Here is a 23132-nt window from a genome sequence, read left to right as displayed (position 1 = left end):
CCAGTAATTCCAAAGGTGAAGGAACGACAATGAAACATGGCCGCGCCCGAAGTATGGACACGCGCTCCGAAAAGCAAACTGGAGCGCATCTCTGATCACGCCATGTGGTGGCTGCCCATGGTGGCTTTGCTGCCTGCAAATATGCTGCTGCCGAATGCGGACCTGGGCGCCCGGATCCTCGCCAGCCTCGGGGTAGTCATCCTCGTCGAAGCCCTGCTGCTCGCCGGTGTGAGACGCGACAAACGCAAGCGTCTGATCGTGGATATCGAAGAACGCGGGATCATTGATTGCCTCCTCCGGTACCCCAACGCTGTGCCCGGGTCACTGCGCGACCGCTGGGCACCCGGGTCGGCTCAGCTCAAACCAGGCACCATCGGTTCAGAGAGCGCAACGTCATCGAACCCTTTGGCCTGGACCAGGCTATCGGAGCCCCCCGAATCCTCCATGTCCAGCCACTCCCCGAGCAACGGGTGCCGCCTCCGCATACGCGAAAGGAGCTCCGAAGGGACCAGCGCGTGGTCAGTATCCGAACGAGCGACGGTGAAGTGGAAGTGGCAGCTGATGAGATGAGCCTCAACTCCTTGCACCGGCTCGTCTACGGAACAAACGATGGCGATTGAACGCTCACAACCGTGGTCGAGGCACGCCGGGCGAAGCCGGCGGTGATGCCAGGCCTAAGCGAGCTGCTCCAGTTTGTAGGTAGCCATGACGGGGCCATCATCTCTAACAGGTACCGGGAAATTTGTTGCTCAACGCGACACCAGCTTCAGGAGTACCTAGGCCCGGGCTTTACTGCGACCGAGCGCCGGCCGGCCCACGCTGCCATCAACAGCCCTACCAGCACCGCCGCGCCGGCGAAGCCCCGCGGCGAAGCCCATCCGAGCTCCGGCAGCGTCAGCGCCACTGCAACGACCGCGCAGGAGAGCAGGAACTCGACGGCGGCTCGCAGGAGCCGCTGCCTGTAAGCAGGCGACGCGATGAAGTGTGCCAGCGGTACTACCGGCACGATGGCGAGTAGGGCGGTACCGAGAAACGGGTAGAGCCCGTAAAAGACGAAGAACAGCGACGACGCCGCCAGGAGCACCACGAAAAGTGCCAGCTTTGCCGCCCGGTGCGTCCCGCCGTAATCGTCCCAGCGCCGGCAGACGATGGCCCAGGCCGGCAGGCCCAGCAACCAAAGCCCGCCCCAGTAGCCGGTGCCCAGCACCCACAGCGCCACCATCAACAAACCGGGCAGAACGAATGCCAAGACGCGGCCCCAAGTGACATCTCTGCGACCAGGACCGTAAATGAACAGCCCAATCACTGCGTACACGATCAAATACCCAGGCAACAGCTCAGCATCGGGCCGGGTCGCCAGCTCAAGGAGGAGGAACAGCATGCTAATGGCTGCGACAGCCACAGCGGCCACTACCCAGGGGCGGCCTGGAGCCGCCACATCGTCAAGCCACGCCCGCCGATGCATCAGGGTTTCCATGCGTGCAGTATTGCAGAGCGGGCGGTAGATACCCCGCCCGCTCTGCCGCCCATCCTGCACGCCGCACATCAGGACGCGGCAGCATGCGGGTGTTCGCAGGATTGATCAGAAGTCTCGAACGTGGAAGACAGACTTGAGGTTCAACTGGCGCCGGGGCTGGCTTTCTTTGAGGTTGTCGATTAGAACCGATGCTCCAACCCACGTCGCGCCGATTTCGTGGGTGAGTCGTTGGAGCGCCAAGAGTTGACCGCCTGTATCGACCAAATCGTCCACGGCAAGGACGCGGTCTCCGGATCTGATGAGGCCTTTGGGGAGCCCAAGTTGAAGGTGGCGGTCTTTATAGTCGGGCTGGCTCGTGACTGTGACCCAGGGATCGCTGTCGAAGGTTGGGGCTGCGTCTTTTGGCACTGGACAGAACCCGACGCCCAGAGTCGACGCAGTCAGTGCCCCTGTCAGGTACCCGCTGGCGGACGGGCCAATGACAACGGTGGGAGCGGCTGCGCGGAAAGGTTCGGCGAGCAGTTCGCCTATGCCGGCCAAAACCTCTGGCTCCCGCCACCAACTAAAAAGATTGAAGTAGTTTTGGTTGATTGAGCGGGTCGTTTTCCACTCGAATAGCTCCGCCATACGCTGTCGGAGTGCTCTAGGTTTCGCGGCCATGGGCTGAATCCTAATATCCAAGACCGTTTCGCAGGCATCCCCATGCCTAGCTGGAACCATGCCACCAGTGGGAGTGCGAAAGCGCTGAGAATGCCCCGTTGCTTGGCCTGCCGCCGCGGTCCCTTGGGGACTTCGGAACGAATCCGGGGGCTTGTTATCTTGGGTAACCTCCTGCTTCACGCCCGAAGTCGACGGGCTACGGCCAGTATGTCCGCTATTTTCGGTCCGTGCGGGGCGCGAATAAGCGTCGAAAACCTTTGAGCGGCGTAGGCCGGGAAGCTCGCTCTTCATAGTGCCCCCGAAGATCCTGCAGAAGGTTTTCGTATTCGGTCCGTTCAAAGGTGAAGGACTGGCCCGGGAAGATCCAAGGCTCGTCGTCAGCGGCCTGCCAGCCAAATCTCTGCCATGTGATTGTCTGGGGCGTCTGCGACAGTTCCATGCTTACCGTGCCGCACCATAGATCGCCGCAGACCGGACAGAGCAGGAGCGCAATACGCCCGTCGTCGAAGTCACCCGGCATATGTCCCAGCAGTCGGTCTAAGTACTCCAATGCAGCCTTCGGTGACCAATCATCACGTAGTGCGGTGGTTTCATGTTCCGGCCGCGCCGCGTCTTCTGTAATTCGCAGTAGGTCCTTTAGGGGCCGACCGTAAACCAGGAATCCGAGGAAGTCCACCGGGTGCTCTCGTCCTGTGGGAAATTCCGTGTAGTACGAGGTAGCAGTTTGACACTTAGTCGGTGGCGATCGTTTCCCATGCACTCAGTATTGCTGGCGATTTGATTGTCCATGCAGATTTCTGATTTCTGCCGAACAGACAATACGCGTCAAGAGGTACATGCGTGTCACGTCGGTCAAAAAGCAGGGAAGCAGAGACTAGGGGGGCGTCGTTGTCAGGAGAGGCGTCGTCGCGGAGGTCTTCGGACTGCAGAGGCCATCCCAAGGCTGCGTATTCCTTTCCTCCACAGACGGCGCCGCCGGAGCCGCTGTCCACGGGTGCTTGCCAGCCGGCCGGGCCGCAGCACCGCCGACCTAGTGTTGCCGCATGAGCCGACACCGCTGGCTTCCGGCAACCGCCCGCGGCGGCATCGCGTCGCGGTCGCAGCGGACTCCGCGCTTCCGCGTAGCCCTCGGGGCAGCGTTCGTGGTGGCCGGGCTGTGCCTGGGCTACGGACTTGTATCGCTGGCCACGGCTGATGTGAGCCGCTCGGCTGCTCCCATCCTGGAGAGCATTCCGCTGACGTCCGACCGGCCTGCCGGCCCGGCTGCCGACGAAGAAACGAAAGGGACGCCGCCAGCAGCGCCCTCTGCTGCCGGCGAGGACGGTACGGAGACCGCGGATGAACCGTCAGGCGACGGCCCCGGCCTCATCGTCCATGTGGCCGGGGCCGTCGCCTCGCCGGGGATCGTCCGGCTGGCCGACGGCTCCAGGGTGTTCGAGGCCATTGACGCTGCCGGGGGTGCGACGAAGAAGGCGCAGCTCGAGGCGCTGAACTTGGCGGCGCCGTTGACCGACGGACAGCAGGTCTTCGTGCCCTCGCCGGATGCGCCGGGGCCGCCGCAACAGGCGGACGGGTCGGGAGGCGGCGGCGGTGCCGGCGGGGGCTCCGGCGGCGGCGCCCAGGAGTCAGGCGGGGGCGGTGCCGGTGAGGGTCCGGCTGCCAAGATCAACATCAATACGGCGACGGCCGAGGAGCTCCTCGAGCTGCCCCGGGTAGGACCGGTTCTTGCCGCCCGGATTGTCGAGTTCCGCGAGCAGCATGGCCCGTACGGGCAGCCATCGGATCTTGATGCAGTGCCCGGCATCGGGCCGGTCATGCTGGAGGCGCTGGTGGAGCTGGTGTCGGTATGAGCCGCCCGCCGCGATGGCAGCGGTACGCGGATGCGGCCCGACGTCCGACTGTCGTGGCGCCGGACCAGAATGAGTTGGGTCAGCCGCCCAGACGGCGCAGCGACCTGGGCCGGTGGTTGCTGCGGCACGTCAAGCCGGATCCTGCGGCCGCTGAGGCCGCCGCGGCGGAGGCCCAAGGCCGGCGACTGGATCTTCGCCTGGGCCTGGCGGCGGCGGTATGCTGGGCAGCTGCCTTGGCCCTGCCGCTCGCGCCGCCGGGGGTGGTCCTGCTGTCTGCGGGCGTGCTCTTGGGAACCGCCTGTGCAGCGACCGCCCGTTTGCTGTTACCGCTGCGGCCGGCCCGGCTCCTGCCTCGACCAGCCACCAGGTTGGGACGCCATCTTCGGCCCCGGCCGCGGGAAGATCCGCCCCAGCCACGGCCCCCACGGCAGGGAAGCCGGCACCACCCACAGGCCCGGCAGCAGGGGAGCGGAGCTCATCCACGCGACCGGCCCCGGCGCGGCGGCCGCGGCGCGGCAGGCATCGCCGTCGTCATTGTGCTGTGCAGTTGCACCGGGTTGCTGGCACTGACGGTGGGGCTGCAGCAGGCGGAGCGGCTGGCGGGCCCGATCGGGACGGCCATCACCAGCGAGCAGACCATCACCGCCCGCCTGGTGGCCACTGGGGACGCTGCCGAAATGAAGGCGCCGCGGCAGTTTGGGAGCGGCCCGCGTTTCCACCTGACCGCCACCATCGTCGAGGCCACGGCCGGCCGCGTGCGATTCGAGGCCGACACGCCGGTGCTGGTCCTCGGTGGGCCGGAGTGGTCCCACGTGCGGTTCGGCGAGCGGCTGCGGACCTCCGGCAAGCTCGTCCGGGCAGACCCGGGCCAGGCCGTCGATGCCCTGCTGATCGCATCCACTGCCCCGTCGGAGCGCTCGGCGCCACCCCTGGACGCGTGGGTCTCGGGCCTGCGCGGCCAGTTCGTGGCGGCGCTGGCCGGATTGCCGCCCGACGCCCGGGGGCTCCTTCCCGGGATGGTGCTGGGGGACAAGGAACACCAGGGTGCGGACCTCGAGGAGGCCATGCGGCGTACCGGGCTGACGCACCTTCTCACCGTCAGCGGCGCCAATGTCTCCTACGTGTTGGCCTTCATCTACCTCCTCGGATCGGCGTTCAGGCTGCCCCGCTGGGCCAAGGCGGCTGCCGGCCTTGTTGGTCTCGCCGGATTCGTGCTGCTGGTCCGGCCGGAGCCCAGCGTGCTGCGGGCGGCGGTGATGGGCTCGCTGGGAGTAATTGCGGTACTGAGCGGGCGGCGCAGGGCAGCGCTGTCCTTCCTGGCCGTTGCGGTGCTGGTGTTGCTGATCGTGGATCCGTGGTTGGCCGCCAGTTACAGCTTCGTGCTCTCGGTGTTGGCCACCCTCTCCCTCGTGCTGCTGGGGACCGTGTGTTCCCGCCGGCTGCAGCGCTTCCTGCCGGTTCCGCTGGCGCACGCGGTCGCCATGCCGCTGGCCGCGCAGGTCTTCTGTGCCCCGGTCATTGTCCAGCTCCAGCCCGAACTGGCCTTGTATGCTGTCCCCGCCAATGTGGCTGCGGGACCGCTGGTTCCTTTCATCACGGTTGCCGGAATGATCGGGACGGGGCTGCTGCCGCTGTTTCCCGGACCGGGCGCGGCCGTGCTGCATACCGCGGGCTGGATGACCTTGTGGATCGCAGGGGTCGCGCGATGGTTCTCCGAATTGCCCATGGCCGCGCTGCCGTGGGCGGGTGGCCCGCTCGGTGCCGCCGGAGCGGCAAGTGCCGGTTTGGCGCTCCTGTGGGGATTGCGGGCCGCGGACAGGCGGCGGGCTGCGCAGGATCAGCACCTTGGGTCGGACGACGACGACGACGGCGGGACGGCGTTGCGGGGGCACGGCGTCGCTTCCGGCACGCGCGCCTCCGCGTTGCTCAAGCTGGTCTGCTGGACGATCCTCCCCGGGCTCGCTGCAGGAGCGCTGGCGGCTGCGCTACTGCGGCCGGCACCGGCGGGGGAGTGGGACGTGGCGGCCTGCGACGTCGGACAGGGTGATGGGTTGGTCGTGCGGACGGGCGAGGGCAGCGCGATCGTGGTGGATACCGGACCCGACCCGGAGGCGATGGACCGGTGCCTTGACGGACTCGGCGTGGAACGGATCGACCTGCTGGTGCTGACTCACATGCACCTGGACCACTATGGCGGACTCGCGGGAGCCGTGGCGGGACGGGAGACAGCGCGGGTGCTGTACTCGAGCGCCGAGGCAGCGCCACCGGCTGCCGTGCTGGCCTCGCTTGAGGACCGGCGGCTGCAGGCCGAGCGTGCCTTCGCGGGCCTCTCCGGCTCGTCCGGAGCAGTTGCCTGGGCGGTGCACTGGCCGGTGGAGGGCAGCGCCGGCCTGTCCGAAAACGACGCGAGCCTCGTCATCGACATTACCCTGCCCTCTCCTGCCGGGGGATCGACGCGGATGCTGCTGACCGGTGACCTGGAGGAGGAGCAACTGCCTGCCCTGATGCGCCGGTTGGGCCCGGACTTCGCCGTCGACGTGCTCAAGGTCAACCATCACGGCGCCCGGAACGGGGGAACGGCGCTCATCACAGCGCTGCGGCCCGCGGCGGCCCTGATCTCCGTGGGCGCCGGCAACGAGTACGGCCATCCGGCGGATGAAATCCTGGCGGCGCTTCAGGCGGCTGGCACGCACGTCCTCAGGACCGACGAGCTGGGAACGGTCTTCGTGGACGTCGGTGACCGGGAATTGTCCGTCCGCGCCAACCGCTAGCCGGGCAGCGGAGACCCGAGCCGGCGCGTATGGGTGACCTGAGCCCGCTTAGTAGCGGAGACCGAGCGAGGCGGCAGCGGGGACTGCTTTGGGCAAAAGGCCCGGATCGTGAAACTCTTGACCTGAACAAGGAGGAACCTGCCGTGAACCCGCCACCCGGATCCCGCTCTTCGGCTGCCAAGAAGAGCGCCGTCACCGTCTCCTGGCGTGACGTCGAGCCGGCCCCCGTCGTGCTCGTCAGCGGTCCGGAAGAGTATCTGGCCCATCGGGCCAAGGAACGCGTCCGGGGCCTCCTGCGTGGCCGGCACCCGGACCTCGAGCTGGTCCAGCTCGATGCCTCCGCCTACACCACCGGCGAACTCACCATGCTGGCCAGCCCCAGCCTCTTCGGAGAAGCGAAACTCATCGAGGCGTCGTCGTTGGCGCAGATGAACGACGAGTTCCTCACGGACCTGCTGGCGTATGTGGCGGCACCGGCCGAGGACGTCTGGCTCGTCCTGCACCACGGGGGCGGGACCCGCGGAAAGAAACTGCTGGACGCCGTTAAGGCTTCGGGCGCCCCCGTGGTCGACTGCCAGGCCATGAAAAAGGACTCCGAAAAACTGGACTTCGTCAGGCAGGAGTTCAAGTCGGCCCGCCGGGCCATCGAACCCGCCGCGGCTCAGGCCCTGGTGGCCGCCGTCGGCTCGTCGCTCCCGGACCTGGCTGCCGCCTGCTCGCAATTGATCTCCGACGCCGACAGTGCGGTCACCGAAGAAACGGTCGAGAAGTACTACGGCGGGCGGGTCGAAGCCACCGGCTTCAAGGTCGCGGATGCGGCCGTTTCCGGCCGCGGCGCGGCGGCCCTGTCATCTCTCCGGCACGCACTGGCCACCGGGGTGGATCCGGTGCCGATCGTCGCCGTGCTGGCCATGAAGCTGCGCCAGATTGCCAAGGTCAAAAGCGCGTCGGCCAACGCACGCGACCTGGGCATGGCGCCGTGGCAGTTCGACCAGGCCCGCCGGGACGCGCGGCTGTGGGAATCAGATGCTTTGGCCCGCTGCATCCAGGTTCTGGCCGAGACCGACGCCCAGGTCAAAGGCGAGGGCCGCGACCCGGAATATGCCGTGGAGCGGGCCGTGACCTTGATCGCCACCAGCGCGCGCCGCTGAACCTCAGGCGCCGCTGGCGCTTCCGCCGTGTCCCCGGACCCGGCTGCCCATGTAGCCGCCGAGGAAACCTCCGGCGATCGCAACGGCTGAGCCTGCCCGCGCCAAGCCGATCCCCAGCCCCTGACGTCCCCTCCGGCGGGCCAGCCACGAGCCGGCGAATACCAGGGTGGCTGCCGTGGTTGCCGCTGAATGCAAGACGCCGATGCGCCGCGTAGCCGGGTCCGCGGTGGTCCACTCGGCCAGGCCGGCCGCTGCGGTGGGTAGGGCGGCCAGCACGCCCAGACCGACCAAGCGGCGGGCAGCGCGGCGTTCTCCTCCGTCGTCGTCAAACAAGTCGAGGAACACGGCCATGAACCAGGCACCGAACGGCGCGTCGGTCAGGACCGCGTGCGGCGGGATGGCTGTGTCCACCCCACTGAAGAACCGCCTGAAAGCCGGCTTCCCGACCAAGGGAGCGCCCAGCCCGCCCAGCACCCTGACCGCCCCGTCCAGGGCGGGTGAACGCCCCATCCGGTCGACTAAACGCAAGTAAGCATTCGCGCCGTTCATTTCGCCCGCCCCATCCCGCCCCAGCTACCGGCCCGCGCCGGCCCCCAGCGCCCCGCGGGAGACAACCAGCCCAACGGGACACAACCAAAGGTACCCTCCGGGCAGGCCGCCGTCTGCAGCCGGATGCACAAAAGCCGGAGGCCGCCTCCCCGAACGGGTGGCGGCCTCCGGCCTTGGCTTGGGTCGGCCTCTCGGCCGGAGCGCGCTGCTTAGAGCGCGTTGACCTTCTTGGCCAGCGAAGACTTGTGGTTCGCGGCGTTGTTCTTGTGGATGACACCCTTGCTGACGGCCTTGTCGAGCTTCCGGCTCGCGGCGACCAGGGCGGTGGCGGCGGCGTCCTGGTCGGCAGACTGGACGGCACCGGTCACGGCGCGGATGGCGGTCTTCAGCTCGGACCGAACCGAGATGTTGCGCTGGCGTGCCTTCTCGTTGGTGAGGATGCGCTTCTTCTGGGACTTGATATTGGCCACGAAATAACTCTCTTTGTTGAGGAACTTGGTCTTTTGAGGGCAGTCGGTCCGGTCATTGACTGAGCGGCGTGGGGTACCGTAATGGCAACCGGCCCGAGGTGCCCGTCGACCTGCGCGGACACACAGCTATAAATGTTAGCAGATCCGTGCTCAGGGCGGCGGACCTGCGGGGAGCCGACACGCTGCGCCCCGACGGTGAGCCTGCGGACGGCCGACACGCCGGGGCCGGGCCGCAGCTGAGCCCGGGACAGCGATCCGCCCCTCCGATCAGCTCCAGCCGCGCCGGCGCATGGCCCGGGCAATCTCGTCGAACGAGGCCCGCGGCAGCACCGCTCCTTCGCGCCGGACCCGATCCGGCTCCAGTTGCAGCACGCGGTCGAGCTTGACTTCACTCGGGCGGCCCCGCACGTCCCAGGGGCCAGAGCCCAGGTCCAGGTAGTCGCCGTCGCGCCGGCCGTCGTTGTTCCGGTCCCGCGTGGTCAACATGAGCGCCAGCAAACGGCCGCGGTGGTAGCCGATGACCAGGACGGGCCGGTCCTTGCCCCGCGTGTAGTCCTCCTCGTACGGCACCCACGTCCAGACAATCTCGCCCGGATCCGGCGCGCCGTCGGCCTCGGGGGAGTAGCTGATGGTCCCCGTGCCCCGGTAGTCGCCCGGATACGCCGAGCCCGGACCGGATTCCGCACCCCGGCGCCCGGCCACGCCCCCGGGAGGCTGGCCCTGCCTGCCGGCCACCGGACCGCGTCCTTGGGTGGAACCTCCGGAGTGTCCGGCACCGGACAGCCCGCGCAGGGCCCGCACGGCGGAACGAAGCAGACGGTTGAGGCCGCGCTGGGAAAAAGCCATGGCTCTAGGCTACCGACGGCGGCACGGCCGCGATATCGGCGGGGCTGCCGAATCGGCACCACAGGCGAGATCGGCGGGTCCAGCGATCCGGCACCCGCGCGGTCCCGGCAGGCACGCGCCCGGGTGCGCGGATCGCGGGCAGGCGTGGGACACTTATAGTTGAGCAAATTCAGCGTGCTGGTCGACCCGGCCGCATTGCCGTAGCCCGCTTGTCTGAGAGTAAGGAACCATCTGTGTCACCGATGGCCCGCACCGCGCCGGTGCCTGCCGCCACCGATCCGGCGATCATCAGGAACTTCTGCATCATCGCCCATATCGACCACGGCAAGTCCACTCTTGCCGACCGGATGCTCCAGCTCACCGGCGTGGTCCAGCCGCGCGATATGAAGGCCCAGTACCTGGACCGGATGGACATCGAGCGGGAACGCGGCATCACCATCAAGTCCCAGGCCGTGCGCATGCCGTGGGAGCTTGACGACGTCAGTTACGCCCTGAACATGATCGACACCCCCGGCCACGTGGACTTCACCTATGAAGTTTCCCGTTCCCTGGCAGCCTGCGAAGGCGCGGTCCTGCTGGTGGACGCGGCTCAGGGCATCGAGGCCCAGACGCTGGCCAACCTCTACCTGGCGATGGAGAACGACCTCACCATCATCCCGGTCCTGAACAAGATCGACCTGCCGGCCGCGCAGCCGGAAAAGTACGCGGCCGAGCTGGCCAACCTGATCGGCGGCGATCCGGAAGACGTGCTGAAGGTCTCCGGCAAGACCGGCGTGGGCGTCGAAGCGCTGCTGGACAAGATCGTGCGCGACCTGCCGGCCCCCACGGGCGACGCGGACGCACCTGCCCGAGCGATGATCTTCGACTCGGTCTACGACACCTACCGCGGCGTGGTCACGTATGTCCGGGTGGTCGACGGAAAACTCTCGCCGCGCGAACGCATCCAGATGATGTCTACCCGGGCCAGCCACGAACTGCTCGAAATCGGAGTCAGCTCGCCCGAACCCACCCCGTCCAACGGCCTGGGCGTCGGGGAGGTCGGCTACCTGATCACCGGCGTTAAGGACGTCCGCCAGTCCAAGGTTGGCGACACCGTCACCAACCTGCTCAAGCCGGCAGCGGAGTCCCTGGGCGGCTACGCAGACCCCAAGCCCATGGTCTTTTCCGGGCTCTACCCGATCGACGGCACGGACTACCCGGTACTGCGCGACGCGCTGGACAAGCTCAAGCTTAACGACGCGGCACTGATCTACGAGCCGGAGACCTCCGCGGCCCTCGGCTTCGGCTTCCGAGTCGGCTTCCTCGGGCTGCTGCACCTGGAAATCACCCGGGAACGGCTTGAGGCCGAGTTCAACCTGGACCTGATCTCCACCGCTCCCAACGTGGTCTATGAGGTCACGCTGGAGGACAAGAAGGTCCTGACGGTCACCAACCCGAGCGAATATCCGGACGGAAAGGTTTCCGAGGTCCGCGAGCCGATGGTCTCCGCGACCATCCTCGCGCCCAACGAGTTCGTCGGCACCATCATGGAGCTCTGCCAGGGCCGCCGCGGCGAGATGAAGGGGATGGATTACCTCTCCGAGGACCGCGTGGAGCTGCGCTACCGGCTGCCGCTGGCGGAAATCGTCTTCGACTTCTTCGACAACCTCAAGTCGCGCACCCGCGGCTACGCCTCGCTGGACTGGAAAGCCGACGGCGAACAGGTGGCCGATCTGGTCAAGGTGGACATCCTGCTGCAGGGAGAACAGGTCGACGCGTTCAGCGCCATCACGCACCGCGAGAAGGCCTACAGCTACGGCGTCATGATGACCTCCAAGCTGCGCGAACTCATCCCGCGCCAGCAGTTCGAGGTGCCCATCCAGGCCGCCATCGGTTCCCGTATCATCGCGCGCGAAAACATCCGCGCCATCCGCAAGGACGTGCTGGCCAAGTGCTACGGCGGCGACATCTCCCGTAAGCGGAAGCTGCTGGAGAAGCAGAAGGAAGGCAAGAAGCGGATGAAGATGGTCGGCCGCGTGGAGGTCCCGCAGGAGGCCTTCATCGCCGCGCTGTCATCGGATGACTCCAAGGACAAGGCAAAGAAGTAGCTCTGCAGTGCTTGTGACCACAACGACGACGGCGGAGGCGCGCCTCAGTGCCTAGCGTCCTTCCCGTGGGGGACCCGGCGCCGGCCGACGGCCTGCTGCCTGCTCAGGCAGCGGCAGGCGCGGAGGACCGCGCGTTCTGCCTGTATGTGCACATCCCGTTCTGCCGGGTGCGCTGCGGCTACTGCGATTTCAACACCTATACCGCCAAGGAACTGGGTTCCGGCGCGTCGCAGGATGAGTACTCGGGCACCCTGAACACGGAGCTGGAGCTGGCGGCGCGGGTGCTGCGTGACTCCGGCCTGCCCGACCGTCCGCTGGCCACCGTGTTTTTTGGCGGCGGCACACCGACCCTGCTGCCGGCGGCGGACCTGGCGTCGATGCTTCGCCAGGCCGCGGACCTGTGGGGTTTGGAGCCGGGCGCCGAGGTCACCACGGAAGCCAACCCGGACTCGGTCACGCCGGAATCACTGAAGATCCTGGCCGACGCCGGTTTCACCCGCGTGTCCTTCGGCATGCAGTCGGCCGTGCCGCATGTGCTGAAGGTCCTCGACCGTACCCATAACCCGGAACGGGTGCCGCAGGCGGTGCAGTGGGCCCGCGACGCCGGGCTGAACGTCAGCCTGGACCTGATCTACGGCACGCCGGGGGAGTCCATTGCGGACTGGGAGGCCAGCCTCGACTCCGCGATCGCCTGCGCGCCGGACCATATCTCCGCCTATGCCCTGATCGTCGAGGACGGGACCAAGCTCGCGGCGCAGATCCGCCGCGGCGAGGTGCCCGGAATCGACGACGACGACCACGCCGCCAAGTATGAGATCGCAGACGCGCGGCTCGGCGCGGCCGGGTTCGGCTGGTACGAGGTCAGCAATTGGGCCCGCACTCCCGAGGACCGCTGCCGGCACAACCTGGCTTACTGGCGCGGGGACGACTGGTGGGGAGCCGGCCCGGGCGCACACTCGCACGTGGGCGGGGTCCGGTGGTGGAACGTGAAGCACCCCGCGGCCTACGCCCAGCGGCTGGCCACGGGGGTATCTCCGGCAGCCGGCCGCGAAACGCTGGACACCGGCACCCGCCAGCTGGAACACGTGATGCTGCAGACCCGCATCATCGACGGGCTGCAGACCCGGGACCTGGGCCCGAACGGCCGGAAGGCCGTGGCCGGGCTGATCGCCGACGCCCTGGTCGACCCGGCCGCGGCCTTCGCCGGGACGATCCGGCTCACCCTCAAGGGCCGGCTGCTGGCCGACGCCGTGGTGCGGCGGTTGCTCGAGGACTGACCGCGCAGGCCTAAAGCGACCGGCCGATCCGGTGCAGGGCCGCCTCGTAGGCGGAGTCCCAGCTCCACCCGGCAGCCGGCGCGCCCGCCAGCTCCAGCGAGACGAGCCCGTGGACCTGGCCCCACACCACGCCCACCATGGACGCGACGTCGTCGTCCGATGCCCCGGGCAGGGCGGCGGCGACGGCGGCAAACAGCGGCGCGATCGCCGGTTCCGCGGCGCCGGGCGTCGGCTGGCACGGCACCTGGCTGGCCAGTGAGCCGCCGAACATGAGGCCGTACAGGACCGGATGCTCCAGGGCCCACGCCCGGTAAGCCTTGCCCAGCGCCTCCAGTCCGTCGGGAGCGGCGCGCTGCTGGGAGGCCGCGAAGGAGGCGAAACCGTCGTCGAGGATGGCGGTGAGCAGCTCCGCCTTCCCGCCGAAGAGCGAGTACACCGCCGTCGTCGACGTCCCGGCCGCCGCCGCGATCGCCCGGAGCGACACGGCGGGGGCGCCGTCGCGGGTAATCAGGGCCGCGGCAGTGTCGAGCAGCGTGCGCCGCAGCGAATCATCGTGGACTATGGGTCTTGCCATGAGCCCAGTATTCCATAACAATGTTCTGTAACACTGTTACGAAAGGAATCGGCTCATGTCGGAACACGTACACACAGGACGGTTCACAGCCGATCCGGGCGGCGAACGGGTCACGGTCTTCCTCATCGGGATGCGGGCGAACCGCTGGTGGAAGATCGGCAAGGTGGCCCGCACCGCGTCGGCTATGCCGGCGATGCTGGCGCACCTGGCGGCATCGCCGGAGGCCGGCCTGCTGGGCTTCCACCAATGGTTCGGGCGCACCACGATCATGCTCAGCTACTGGAAGAGCCCGGAACACCTGCAGCGGTTCGCGTCCGACCGCTCGGCGCCGCACCTGGAACCCTGGCGGCGGTTCATGCGCGAATCGGCCGGCAGCGGGGACGTCGGTGTGTGGCACGAAACGTACGAGACGGTGCCGGGGGGCCGGGAGAGTGTCTATAGCGACATGCCGCGCTTCGGCCTGGCCGCGGCGACCGGCCACGTGCCGATCGCGGCGGGGATGAACACCGCCCGCCAGCGGTTCTCGCGGCAGGCAGGGTAGGAGGGCGGCCCTGTAGGAGGCCGCAGCGCTGGCGGAACGGCAGCGCTAACGGAGCGGCTGTGGGGGCCGGATGTCAGAGCTACCGAAACAGGCGCAGGTTGTAGGCGTACCGGTAGGGAACGCCGCGGTTGCACTTGACGCCGGCAATGACGGAGTAGACCGTGAGGAAGACCCAGATGGCGGCCGCGATGACGGCAAAGAGTCCGCTGACCGCCGGGATGAGGATCAGCAGGTTCGCAATGATGGCCACCGCCGTGGGCGGAACCGTGAAGTTCAGGGCCTCTTTGGACTCCTGGGCGGTAAAGGGACCCCGGTCCTTGAAGATCAGGTAGATCGCCAGCGACGGGAAGCAACCCAGGATGCCGCCGAAGTGCGCCATGGTGGCCCATTGCCGGTCCTCCGAAGGGGTCAGGGGCAAAGCGGACGCCGACGCGCTCTGGTACTGCTGGCGCGGAGCGGACTTGCGCTCCGGCTGCTGCTGACGAGCAGAGTTCTCGGACACTGGACCTACCTTCGGAAAATCTTCTGACGGCTCACTTCTGTTCCTAGCCTAGCTGTTCCAGCCCGTCTCCCGGTGCATTCCGCGGGCGGGGGCGCCGGACGGAACCGGCTCAAACCGTCAGGAAATCGATGACTTCTTCCACCCTGCCCAAGAGACTGGGCTCCAGGTCGGCATAGGTGTTAACACTGCCCAGCAGCCTCTTCCAGCCGTCGGCGATGTCTATCTGGGTCCGGTGCGGCCAGCCGAGGCCGGCGAGGATGCCGGTCTTCCAATCGGTGCCGCGCGGAACCACCGGCCACGCGGATCGGCCGATGACCGCCGGTTTGATGGCCTGCCACACGTCGACGTAGGGGTGGCCCACAATCAGTACGTTGCCCGCCGCCGCGGGCACGGCCATGGCGGCCTCGGCTATCCGCCACTCCTTGGAGTTGGGGACCAGGTGGTCCACCAGGATGCCGAGCCTGCGCTGCGGGCCGGGGGAGAAGTCCGCCACGGCCGCTGCCAAATCGTCCACGCCGTGCAGGGGTTCGACCACGATCCCCTCCACGCGGAGGTCGTCTCCCCAGACCTTCTCCACGAGTTCGGCGTCATGCTTGCCTTCGACCCAGATCCGGCTGGCCCGCGCGACCCTGGCCCGCTGTCCCTCGACCTTGACCGAACCGGAGGCCGTCCGTTGCCGGACGGGAGCCTTCGCCGCGGGCGCCGCCGGCACCACCTTCACCGGCTCGCCCTCGAAGAGGAAGCCGAAACCCAGCGGGAACGAGCGGACCTTGCCCCGGCGGTCTTCCAGCGACACCAGATGCACACCGCCGGACTTCTCCACCCGGACGACGGCGCCGACCCACCCGCTCTGTGCGTCCTCGAGCACCAGTCCCGGTTCGGCGCCGATTTCGCGCAGTGCCCGGGCCTTGGGGGCGGTGAGATCCTGGGGGCCCCAGCCGTAGCTGCTCATAAACTTTAAGTCCTCTGCTGGTTGTCGTCCTCACGGCACGGCCGCCCGACAATGCTAACAACGGCGGCGACGTATTAGACTTAGCACTTGGACGTGTTGAGTGCTAACGGTCTGTCCGCAGACGAGTTGGAGACAGGAGGAGTGCAGTGAGCGAGGTCCGGAGGCTGGAAGTGCTCCGCGCCATTGTCGAAGACTATGTGCACTCGCGTGAGCCGGTGGGCTCCAAGGCACTGGTCGACCGGCACAGCCTGGGCGTATCCTCAGCCACGATCCGCAACGACATGGCGGCGCTGGAGGAAGAGGGGCTGATCGTCGCCCCGCACACCAGCGCCGGCCGGATTCCCACGGACAAGGGCTACCGCCTGTTCGTGGACCGGATTTCGGACGTCAAGCCGCTCTCTGCCCCCGAGCGCCGCGCCATCCAGAAACTGCTGGAAGGCGCCGACGACCTAGACGATGTCATGGAACGCACCGTGCGGCTGCTGTCCCAGTTGACCAACCAGGTGGCCGTCATCCAGTATCCCCAGCTGGGTGCTGCCAAGGTGCGGCACATCGAGTTCATCCTGCTGGCTCCCAAAAGGGCCCTGGTCGTGCTGATCGCGGACAACGGCAAGGTGGAGCAGCATGTCGCGGCGCTTCCGGCGGACGTCACCGAGGAGGCCCTGGCCACGCTGCGCACGGCATTCCTGTCGGTGCTGTCCGGGAAGCCGCTGGCGGCAGTGCCGGGGCTGCTGAAGACCTCCCCGGTGCCGCCGCAGGCGGGGCCGGCGGGCACGGCCGAGGCCCTGGCGTCGCAGCTTTCGCAGCTTGCCGCGGCCACGAACGAGGAGCGGATCCTGATGGCCGGCACGGCCAACCTGGCCCGTTCCACGGTCGACTTCCAGCTGAGCATCGGTCCCATCCTCGAGGCTCTTGAAGAACAGGTGGTGCTGCTGCAGTTGCTCTCCGAACTGCATCAGGACGCGCGTGGCATGTCGGTGAGCATCGGCAGCGAAAACCCCTACGGTTCGCTGGCCGAAACCTCCGTGGTGGCCACCGGATACGGCCCGGGCGCGACGGCCAAGGTCGGCATCCTCGGCCCCACCCGGATGGACTATCCCACCACCATGGCCGCGGTCCGCGCCGTCGCACGTTATTTGTCACGGATCCTCGCCGGCTAGCCACGCCGCGCAGTGTCCGCACCGGCCGTCGGCGCCGGTGAACCGATCCCCAGGAAGTGAAGTACTACAAGGTGAGTAACCACTACGACGCCCTCGGTGTCAGCCAGGACGCCTCCACCGAGGAAATCAAGAAGGCCTACCGCAAGCTGGCCCGCAAGCTGCATCCGGACGTGAACCCCGGCCCGGAGGCAGCCGAACAGTTCAAGCAGGTCAGCCACGCGTACGAGGTGCTGTCCGACCCGCAGAAGCGGCGCATCTACGACACCACCGGCAACGAGAACGGCAACGACACCGGCTTCGGCGGCGGCTTCTCCGGGTCCGGGTTCGCCTTCCAGGACATCTTCGAAAGCTTTTTCGGCGGCGCCGGAGCGGGCGGCGCCGGTCCGGCCTCCCGGACCCGCCGCGGCCAGGACGCCCTGATCAACGTGCGGATCGACCTCAAGGACGCGGTCTTCGGCGTCAACAAGAAAATCGAAGTGGACACCGCCGTCGTCTGCCCCACCTGCGACGGCAGTTGCTGCCGCCCCGGCACCAGCCCGCGCACCTGCGACATCTGCGGCGGTTCCGGCCAGGTCCAGCGTGCGGTGCGGTCCATCCTGGGCCAGGTCATGACCACTGCCGCGTGCGGCAGCTGCCAGGGCTTCGGTACGGTCATTCCCGACCCCTGCAACGAGTGCAACGGTGAGGGCCGCGTCCGCAGCCGTCGTTCGCTGACCATCAAGCTCCCGGCGGGCGTCGGGACCGGAACGCGGATTCAGCTGGCCGGCCAGGGCGAAGCAGGCCCCGCCGGCGGCCCGCAGGGTGACCTGTATGTGGAAATCCGCGTGAACCCGGACAAGAATTTCATCCGCGAGGGCGACGACCTGCACGTCACGCTCTCGGTGCCGATGACCGCTGCCGCGCTGGGCACCGACCTCACACTGGACACCTTCGACGGCGAACAGGAAGTCAGCATCAAGCCCGGCACGCAGGCGGGCGAGACCCTCACCCTGCGCGGCCTGGGCGTGACCCACCTGCGCGGCTACGGTCGCGGCGACCTGCAGGTGCACGTGCATGTGGAGACCCCGAGCAAGCTGGATGCGGAGCAGGAGGACCTGCTGCGCCGGCTGGCCAGGGCCCGCGGCGAGGAATACACCGAGGGCAAGCTGGCGTCCTCCGGCACTGGCGTCTTCGCCCGCCTGCGGGACCGGCTCGGTAACCTCTAGGCGTGACCAACCACCTGTTCTTCACCGCTCCGGGCGAGCTCGACGACGTCGCTCCGGGCGACAGCTTCACCCTGGCCGGCGACGAGGCGCGGCACGCCGTCACGGTCAAGCGGATCGAACCGGGTGAAGCCGTCGATCTGGCCGACGGGCGGGGCCGGCGGCTGGTAGGGGAGGCCGTTGCCGGCACCTCAGGCCAGCTTACCGTCCGCGCGCTCCGGATCCTGCAGGAGCCACGGCCCGACCCGGAGTTGGTGCTGGTGCAGGCGCTGGCCAAGGGAAACCGCGACGAACTTGCCATCGAGGCGGCCACCGAACTGGGTGTCGATGCCGTGGTGCCGTGGCAGGCCGAACGCAGCATCGTGCGCTGGAGGGCGGACAAGGCGGCCAAGGGCGCGGCGAAATGGCAGCTGGCGGTCCGGGCGGCCGCCAAGCAGTCGCGGCGTGCCCGCGTTCCGGAGGTGGAGCCGCTGGTGGAACGGGCCGGGCTCTGTGCCCTGATCCGGGACAGCCGGCTCTCGCTGCTGCTGCACGAGGACGCCGCAGGCAGCGTGGCCGACGCCGTGGAGGGGGCCGGGTTGCGTGCCGGCTCCTCCGCCGGGGAGCGCGGCGGAAACGACGGCGGCGCTGCCCCGCCCGGAGCCCGTACCGGCGGCGCGGGGCGCGTGCTGATGATCGTGGGCCCCGAAGGCGGGATGAGCCAGGCCGAAGTGGAGGCGATGCTCGACGCCGGGGCGGTGGCCGTGAGGCTGGGGCCGCACGTCCTGCGGTCCTCCACGGCCGGACCCGCCGCCTTGACCCTGCTCAGCGAGTTGCTGGGCCGCTGGCGCTGACCACGTCCGTCAGCAGAGCCGGCCTAGGTGATGGTGAAGACCTTGCTGTCCGCATTCTGCCGTTCGTCGGTCCGCCCGTCCTGGTCCTTTTGGAACACGTACAGCCGGTAGGTGCCCGGATCCAGCTTCTGGCTGAACCGGAACTCGCCGATCTGCCCGCTGTCGGCATCAACGAGGGCCGTGCCGTCCTTGACCAGGTCGCCTTCGGACGTGTCGTCGGAGCCGGCAAGGCGGAAAATCTGCCAGCTCAGTTCCGATTCGTACGCGACCCCGCGGCCGAACACCTCCACGCGTCCGGCTGCGGTGGCACCGTCGGCAGGATCAATGATCCATACCGGGGCGGCCAGGCTGCTGTTCCGGCCCATCGGCTGGCCCAGCGGCACATGGCCAAAGGCTTCGTAACCGTGGTGCCCGTCCACGAGGATGACCACTTCCAGCGGATCATCCGACGTGCTCAGCCCGGCGTTCGCCGCCGCGGCCGTGGCGGTGAAGACCAGTTGCTGCACGGCCCGTTCGGCGATGCCGGCATCCACGCGGCGGCTGAACGCGTCCGAGGAAATGTCCAGCGTGATGACCGAACCGTTGGTGATGGAGGCGCCCACCTTGCTCGCCGGGCTGAGCGGATTAAAGTAGTCCGGATCGAGGGGCTGCAGCCGCGTCAGCGCGGCCACCGCCGTCGTAATGGGATCACCCAGGTTCTCCGCCTGGCGGTATTCCCGGTACAGGAACACGTTCCCGGCATTGGTGCCCAGCCAATAGACGGGGGAGAGCTCCGAGGAGCGCAGGGTCTCGACCGGCACGCTGGAGACCAGGGGGCTGCTGGCCGAAGCGGGGTCGGTGGGATTGGGCATGGAGGTCTGTCCGCCGCCGCCACCGCCGGCGGCCTGCGGCGAGCATCCGAGCAGCACCAGCGATGAGGCAGTGACCAGGGCCAACCACGCACCGAAGCGGCGTGTTGGGACCGAGCCTGCAGGCTGCCGGAGCTGGTTGCTGGTGATGCTTTCGATCCCTTCTGACGTTGGCAATGACCGGGTTTTTGTGGGCCGAAAAGGGCTGCTGCCGCCTTTCCTGCCTCACTAGCTTGGCATACGGGAGGGGGGCTGATGGCTGCTTTAACCGGCGCTCAACCGGACTGATGCAGGATTGATGCAGGATCGATACCAAGGCGTTTTTCGGGCCCGCAGAGGACTGTGCGGCGGCTCGTGCCGTAGCATGGACTTGTACCGTCGGGACCGGATCCATTTCCGGTTACCGCCAGCAAGCGCCCACCGAAGGAGCGATGAAAGGCCACATCGGCCGGACTATGTCCCAATCACGCCTGGATGTCGATCCGCTGGGATCAAGCAGCCGTTCCGTCCATTTCGATTCGTCGGAACACATGGTCAGGGCGCTCGGCGCCCACGACGAGGTGCTGCGGGTCATCGAGTCGGAGTTCAGCGATGTGGACCTGCATGTACGCGGCAACGAACTTTCCATCACCGGCCCCGCCGACGCAGTGCAGCTCACGCTCAACGTGGTGGAAGAGATCCGCGCCCTGGCAGCGAAGGATACGAGGATCACCGCGCAGGTGGTCGCCCAGCTGCTGCGCATGCTCGGGGAACAGTCGGCGCAGCGGCCGGCCGAAGTCCTGACGCTGAACATCCTCTCTTCGCGCGGCCGCAACATCCGGCCCAAGACCCTGAACCAGAAGAATTACGTCGAAGCCATCGACAACCACACCGTGGTGTTCGGCATCGGCCCCGCGGGTACCGGCAAGACCTACCTGGCGATGGCCAAGGCGGTCCAGGCCCTGCAGCACAAAGAGGTCAACCGCATCATCCTGACCCGTCCCGCGGTCGAGGCGGGGGAGCGGCTGGGCTTCCTGCCGGGCACGCTCAGCGACAAGATCGACCCGTACCTGCGCCCGCTCTATGACGCCCTGCACGACATGATGGACCCGGAATCGATTCCGCGCCTGATGGCCGCGGGCACCATTGAGGTGGCGCCGCTGGCCTACATGCGCGGGCGCACGCTCAACGACGCGTTCATCATTTTGGACGAGGCGCAGAACACGACCCCGGAACAGATGAAGATGTTCCTCACCCGGCTGGGCTTCGGTTCCAAGATGGTGGTGACCGGGGACGTGACGCAGATCGACCTGCCCGGCGGCACCAGCTCGGGCCTGAAGATCGTCAGCGAAATACTCGACGGCGTGGAGGACGTCCGCTTCTCCCGGCTGGACGCCACCGACGTGGTCCGCCACCGGCTGGTCAGCGACATCGTGACGGCGTACAGCCGCTGGGACGAGTCCCGCCGCGGCGAGGGCGGCCGGGACGAGTCGCGCCGCTCAGACGGCGGCCGGGGACCGCGCCGCGCACCCGCGGCCAGGCGGAAGACGGACGTGGAAGCCGGCCCGGAGGATCGAGCATGAGCATCGAGGTCAACAACGAATCGGCCGTCGCCGCCAACGAGGAAGAGCTGGTGCGGCTGGCACGGTTCGTGCTGGACTCGCTCTACGTCCATCCGGAGGCGGAACTGTCCATCATCATGGTCGACACCGAAGCGATGGAGCGGCTTCACATCGAGTGGATGGACGAGCCGGGCGCCACCGACGTGCTGTCCTTCCCGATGGACGAACTGCGTCCCGGCACCGCGATGAAGCCGGGCCCGCCCGGCGTGCTGGGCGACATCGTGATCTGCCCGCAGGTGGCGCAGGAGCAGGCAAAGAAGGCCGGCCACGGCCTGTTGGACGAAATGCTGCTGCTGACCACGCACGGCATCCTGCATTTGCTCGGTTTCGACCACGCCGAGCCGGCCGAGAAGGAAGAGATGTTCGGCCTGCAGCGCCAGTTGCTGTCCTCCTTCACCGGCAAGGCAGCCCCCACCGAAACCACCCTGTAGAGCCCGGCGATGCTCTGGATACTCGCCGCCATGACGCTGGCTTTCACGCTGTTCGCCGGGGTGCTGACCGCCGCCGAGGCCGCCTTTACCTACCTGCCGCGCCACGACGCGGAAAACCTGCTGCGTTCCGGGCGGAGCCGCAGCCTGCGCCTCATCCTGGCGTCGCCGGCGGCCCACATGCACGGGCTGCGTTTCTGGCGCGTCTGGTTCGAGATGGCCGCCGCCGTCGCCATCGCCCTGCTGTTCCACGACCTGCTGGACAACATCTGGCTGGCCGGACTGCTGGCCACCGTCACCATGGCCGCCGTCGGGTTCGTGCTGGTCGGGGTCTCCCCGCGGCAACTGGGCCGGATGCACGCCGGCGCCGTCGTGCTTTCCACCGCCTTGCTGGTCAGGCTGCTGTGCTCGATCCTCGGTCCCGTGCCCCAATGGCTGGTCCGTCTGGGCAGCGCGGTGGCCCCGAACGCGCCGCGCGCCGACGCGGCCTTCTTCACCGAAGAGGAGTTCCGCGAACTCGTGGACCGGGCCAACGAGTCCGACATGATCGAGGACACCGAGGCGGAACTAATCCACTCCGTCTTCGAGCTGGGCGATACCAAAGTCCGGGCGGTGATGGTGCCGCGCACGGACATGCTCAGCATCGACTCCGGCTCCACCCTGCAGGAGGCCATGACGCTGTTCCTGCAGTCGGGCTATTCGCGGATCCCCGTGATCATGGACACCGCGGACCAGATCCGCGGCATCGTCTACCTGAAGGACGTGGCCGCCCGGATCCACGGCCGGGAGGACCACGGCGCCGGCATGCTGGTGGACCAGATCTGCCGCGAGGTCCGGTACGTGCCCGAGTCGAAGTCGGTCGGCGAGCTGCTGCAGGAAATGCAGCGCGAGTCCACGCACGTGGCCATCGTGATCGACGAATACGGCGGCACCGCCGGCCTGGTCACGCTCGAGGACCTCATCGAGGAGATCGTCGGCGAGATCGTCGACGAATACGACACCGAGCGCCCCGAAATCGAGGCGCTGCCGGACGGCCTGTACCGGGTCAGCGCGCGCACCGGCATCGACGACGTCGGCGAACTGTTCAATCTGGAGCTGGACGACGAAGAGGTGGACACCGTCGGCGGGTTGCTGGCCAAAAGCCTCGGCCGGGTGCCGATTGTCGGCAGCGAAGTAGAGCTGGACGGCCTGCACCTGCGCGCCGAACGGCTGGAGGGCCGGCGCAACCGCGTCAGCCATGTCCTGGCCTGGTACGAAGCGCCCGCCCGGAACCAGTACGCCAACGACGACGGCGCTGCCGCCGCCGATGACCCCGCCCGGATGCCCGGGACGGAGAGGGAACGATGACCAACC

Annotated in this window: 23 protein-coding genes; 13 read left to right on the top strand and 10 right to left on the bottom strand. The window is 67.9% G+C overall.

Going from position 1 to position 23132, the window contains the following annotated elements; genetic code table 11:
* The first annotated feature begins 36 nt into the window (after positions 1-36).
* Positions 37-570: a hypothetical protein gene (locus AC5RVG_RS12240; RefSeq protein WP_494014034.1), complete on the top strand. Its 534-nt coding sequence runs from the start codon at positions 37-39 to the stop codon at positions 568-570.
* Between the two features lie 196 nt (positions 571-766).
* On the opposite strand, the gene AC5RVG_RS12235 is transcribed toward AC5RVG_RS12240, so the two are convergent.
* From AC5RVG_RS12235 to AC5RVG_RS12225, 3 genes are all read right to left on the bottom strand, one after another.
* Positions 767-1477 carry a hypothetical protein gene (locus tag AC5RVG_RS12235; RefSeq protein WP_494014033.1) on the bottom strand — a complete coding sequence of 237 codons (711 nt, stop codon included), beginning with the start codon at positions 1475-1477 and terminating at the stop codon, positions 767-769.
* Between the two features lie 105 nt (positions 1478-1582).
* Positions 1583-2137 (bottom strand): phosphoribosyltransferase family protein, encoded by a 555-nt coding sequence (locus AC5RVG_RS12230; protein ID WP_494014032.1) that lies wholly within the window; start codon positions 2135-2137, stop codon positions 1583-1585.
* 214 nt (positions 2138-2351) lie between these two features.
* Positions 2352-2813 (bottom strand): hypothetical protein, encoded by a 462-nt coding sequence (locus AC5RVG_RS12225; RefSeq protein WP_494014031.1) that lies wholly within the window; start codon positions 2811-2813, stop codon positions 2352-2354.
* Between the two features lie 367 nt (positions 2814-3180).
* Here AC5RVG_RS12225 and AC5RVG_RS12220 point away from each other — a divergent pair, with 367 nt between their 5' ends.
* The 3 genes from AC5RVG_RS12220 (at position 3181) to holA (ending at position 7909) form a co-directional block, all read left to right on the top strand.
* On the top strand, positions 3181-3987 hold the full coding sequence (locus AC5RVG_RS12220) for a ComEA family DNA-binding protein (protein ID WP_494014030.1): 807 nt from the start codon (positions 3181-3183) through the stop codon (positions 3985-3987).
* 557 nt (positions 3988-4544) lie between these two features.
* Positions 4545-6758 (top strand): ComEC/Rec2 family competence protein, encoded by a 2214-nt coding sequence (locus AC5RVG_RS12215; RefSeq protein WP_494014029.1) that lies wholly within the window; start codon positions 4545-4547, stop codon positions 6756-6758.
* A gap of 143 nt (positions 6759-6901) precedes the next feature.
* A complete protein-coding gene (gene holA / locus AC5RVG_RS12210; RefSeq protein ID WP_494014028.1) occupies positions 6902-7909 on the top strand; it encodes a DNA polymerase III subunit delta in 1008 nt (335 codons plus the stop codon).
* Between the two features lie 3 nt (positions 7910-7912).
* Here holA and AC5RVG_RS12205 read toward each other — a convergent pair whose 3' ends face one another.
* The 3 genes from AC5RVG_RS12205 to AC5RVG_RS12195 all read right to left on the bottom strand — a co-directional run bounded on the left by AC5RVG_RS12205 (position 7913) and on the right by AC5RVG_RS12195 (position 9774).
* Positions 7913-8419, bottom strand: coding sequence for a DUF2231 domain-containing protein (locus AC5RVG_RS12205; RefSeq protein WP_494014027.1), 507 nt, complete (start codon positions 8417-8419; stop codon positions 7913-7915).
* 248 nt (positions 8420-8667) lie between these two features.
* The gene (gene rpsT, locus AC5RVG_RS12200; protein ID WP_493978395.1) at positions 8668-8928 is read right to left on the bottom strand and encodes a 30S ribosomal protein S20; all 261 of its coding nucleotides are present in this window, start codon (positions 8926-8928) and stop codon (positions 8668-8670) included.
* 267 nt (positions 8929-9195) lie between these two features.
* The gene (locus AC5RVG_RS12195; RefSeq protein WP_494014026.1) at positions 9196-9774 is read right to left on the bottom strand and encodes a type II toxin-antitoxin system PemK/MazF family toxin; all 579 of its coding nucleotides are present in this window, start codon (positions 9772-9774) and stop codon (positions 9196-9198) included.
* A 233-nt stretch (positions 9775-10007) separates the two neighbouring features.
* Here AC5RVG_RS12195 and lepA point away from each other — a divergent pair, with 233 nt between their 5' ends.
* The gene (lepA, locus tag AC5RVG_RS12190; protein ID WP_493999775.1) at positions 10008-11861 is read left to right on the top strand and encodes a translation elongation factor 4; all 1854 of its coding nucleotides are present in this window, start codon (positions 10008-10010) and stop codon (positions 11859-11861) included.
* 47 nt (positions 11862-11908) lie between these two features.
* Entirely contained in the window at positions 11909-13138 is a 1230-nt protein-coding gene (hemW, locus tag AC5RVG_RS12185; protein WP_494014025.1) for a radical SAM family heme chaperone HemW, read from the top strand.
* A gap of 10 nt (positions 13139-13148) precedes the next feature.
* Here hemW and AC5RVG_RS12180 read toward each other — a convergent pair whose 3' ends face one another.
* The gene (locus tag AC5RVG_RS12180) at positions 13149-13712 is read right to left on the bottom strand and encodes a TetR-like C-terminal domain-containing protein (protein WP_494014024.1); all 564 of its coding nucleotides are present in this window, start codon (positions 13710-13712) and stop codon (positions 13149-13151) included.
* Positions 13713-13767: 55 nt separating this feature from the next.
* Here AC5RVG_RS12180 and AC5RVG_RS12175 point away from each other — a divergent pair, with 55 nt between their 5' ends.
* Positions 13768-14253 carry a DUF4188 domain-containing protein gene (locus AC5RVG_RS12175; protein ID WP_494014023.1) on the top strand — a complete coding sequence of 162 codons (486 nt, stop codon included), beginning with the start codon at positions 13768-13770 and terminating at the stop codon, positions 14251-14253.
* Between the two features lie 79 nt (positions 14254-14332).
* Here AC5RVG_RS12175 and AC5RVG_RS12170 read toward each other — a convergent pair whose 3' ends face one another.
* Both AC5RVG_RS12170 and AC5RVG_RS12165 read right to left on the bottom strand, forming a co-directional pair.
* A complete protein-coding gene (locus AC5RVG_RS12170; RefSeq protein ID WP_494014022.1) occupies positions 14333-14755 on the bottom strand; it encodes a DUF4870 domain-containing protein in 423 nt (140 codons plus the stop codon).
* Positions 14756-14864: 109 nt separating this feature from the next.
* The gene (locus tag AC5RVG_RS12165) at positions 14865-15707 is read right to left on the bottom strand and encodes a DUF3097 family protein (RefSeq protein ID WP_493999770.1); all 843 of its coding nucleotides are present in this window, start codon (positions 15705-15707) and stop codon (positions 14865-14867) included.
* A gap of 146 nt (positions 15708-15853) precedes the next feature.
* Here AC5RVG_RS12165 and hrcA point away from each other — a divergent pair, with 146 nt between their 5' ends.
* From hrcA to AC5RVG_RS12150, 3 genes are all read left to right on the top strand, one after another.
* The gene (gene hrcA, locus AC5RVG_RS12160; protein WP_494014021.1) at positions 15854-16867 is read left to right on the top strand and encodes a heat-inducible transcriptional repressor HrcA; all 1014 of its coding nucleotides are present in this window, start codon (positions 15854-15856) and stop codon (positions 16865-16867) included.
* A 71-nt stretch (positions 16868-16938) separates the two neighbouring features.
* A complete protein-coding gene (gene dnaJ, locus AC5RVG_RS12155; protein WP_494001258.1) occupies positions 16939-18072 on the top strand; it encodes a molecular chaperone DnaJ in 1134 nt (377 codons plus the stop codon).
* Positions 18073-18074: 2 nt separating this feature from the next.
* On the top strand, positions 18075-18902 hold the full coding sequence (locus tag AC5RVG_RS12150) for a 16S rRNA (uracil(1498)-N(3))-methyltransferase (protein WP_494014020.1): 828 nt from the start codon (positions 18075-18077) through the stop codon (positions 18900-18902).
* Between the two features lie 23 nt (positions 18903-18925).
* Here the strand turns inward: AC5RVG_RS12150 and AC5RVG_RS12145 are convergent, their stop codons facing one another.
* Positions 18926-19927, bottom strand: a complete 1002-nt coding sequence (locus AC5RVG_RS12145) for a GerMN domain-containing protein (protein WP_494014019.1) — start codon at positions 19925-19927, stop codon at positions 18926-18928.
* Between the two features lie 278 nt (positions 19928-20205).
* On the opposite strand from AC5RVG_RS12145, the gene AC5RVG_RS12140 reads away from it, so the two are divergent.
* Genes AC5RVG_RS12140 through AC5RVG_RS12130 form a run of 3 tightly spaced genes read left to right on the top strand, consistent with a single transcriptional unit; the run spans position 20206 to position 23126 of the window.
* The gene (locus AC5RVG_RS12140) at positions 20206-21312 is read left to right on the top strand and encodes a PhoH family protein (protein WP_494014134.1); all 1107 of its coding nucleotides are present in this window, start codon (positions 20206-20208) and stop codon (positions 21310-21312) included.
* Positions 21309-21782: an rRNA maturation RNase YbeY gene (gene ybeY / locus AC5RVG_RS12135; protein ID WP_493978405.1), complete on the top strand. Its 474-nt coding sequence runs from the start codon at positions 21309-21311 to the stop codon at positions 21780-21782. The genes AC5RVG_RS12140 and ybeY overlap by 4 nt, the downstream gene beginning before the upstream one ends.
* 9 nt (positions 21783-21791) lie before the next feature.
* Complete coding sequence (locus AC5RVG_RS12130) at positions 21792-23126, top strand: hemolysin family protein (protein WP_493999765.1); 1335 nt, start codon at positions 21792-21794, stop codon at positions 23124-23126.
* Positions 23127-23132 lie beyond the last annotated feature (6 nt).

It is taken from the genome of Arthrobacter senegalensis (assembly GCF_059091765.1).
This window is presented reverse-complemented; position numbering and strand designations above follow the sequence as displayed.

What these genes read in the sequence shown, in the direction of transcription:
- AC5RVG_RS12165 (WP_493999770.1), bottom strand. Translation starts at nt 15,707, where the DNA reads ATGAGCAGCTACGGCTGGGGCCCCCAGGATCTCACCGCCCCCAAGGCC.
- AC5RVG_RS12130 (WP_493999765.1), top strand. Translation starts at nt 21,792, where the DNA reads ATGCTCTGGATACTCGCCGCCATGACGCTGGCTTTCACGCTGTTCGCC.
- AC5RVG_RS12220 (WP_494014030.1), top strand. Translation starts at nt 3,181, where the DNA reads ATGAGCCGACACCGCTGGCTTCCGGCAACCGCCCGCGGCGGCATCGCG.
- AC5RVG_RS12240 (WP_494014034.1), top strand. Translation starts at nt 37, where the DNA reads ATGGCCGCGCCCGAAGTATGGACACGCGCTCCGAAAAGCAAACTGGAG.
- AC5RVG_RS12235 (WP_494014033.1), bottom strand. Translation starts at nt 1,477, where the DNA reads ATGGAAACCCTGATGCATCGGCGGGCGTGGCTTGACGATGTGGCGGCT.
- AC5RVG_RS12230 (WP_494014032.1), bottom strand. Translation starts at nt 2,137, where the DNA reads ATGGCCGCGAAACCTAGAGCACTCCGACAGCGTATGGCGGAGCTATTC.
- ybeY (WP_493978405.1), top strand. Translation starts at nt 21,309, where the DNA reads ATGAGCATCGAGGTCAACAACGAATCGGCCGTCGCCGCCAACGAGGAA.
- AC5RVG_RS12175 (WP_494014023.1), top strand. Translation starts at nt 13,768, where the DNA reads ATGTCGGAACACGTACACACAGGACGGTTCACAGCCGATCCGGGCGGC.
- AC5RVG_RS12205 (WP_494014027.1), bottom strand. Translation starts at nt 8,419, where the DNA reads ATGGGGCGTTCACCCGCCCTGGACGGGGCGGTCAGGGTGCTGGGCGGG.
- AC5RVG_RS12195 (WP_494014026.1), bottom strand. Translation starts at nt 9,774, where the DNA reads ATGGCTTTTTCCCAGCGCGGCCTCAACCGTCTGCTTCGTTCCGCCGTG.
- AC5RVG_RS12180 (WP_494014024.1), bottom strand. Translation starts at nt 13,712, where the DNA reads ATGGCAAGACCCATAGTCCACGATGATTCGCTGCGGCGCACGCTGCTC.
- AC5RVG_RS12140 (WP_494014134.1), top strand. Translation starts at nt 20,206, where the DNA reads ATGTCCCAATCACGCCTGGATGTCGATCCGCTGGGATCAAGCAGCCGT.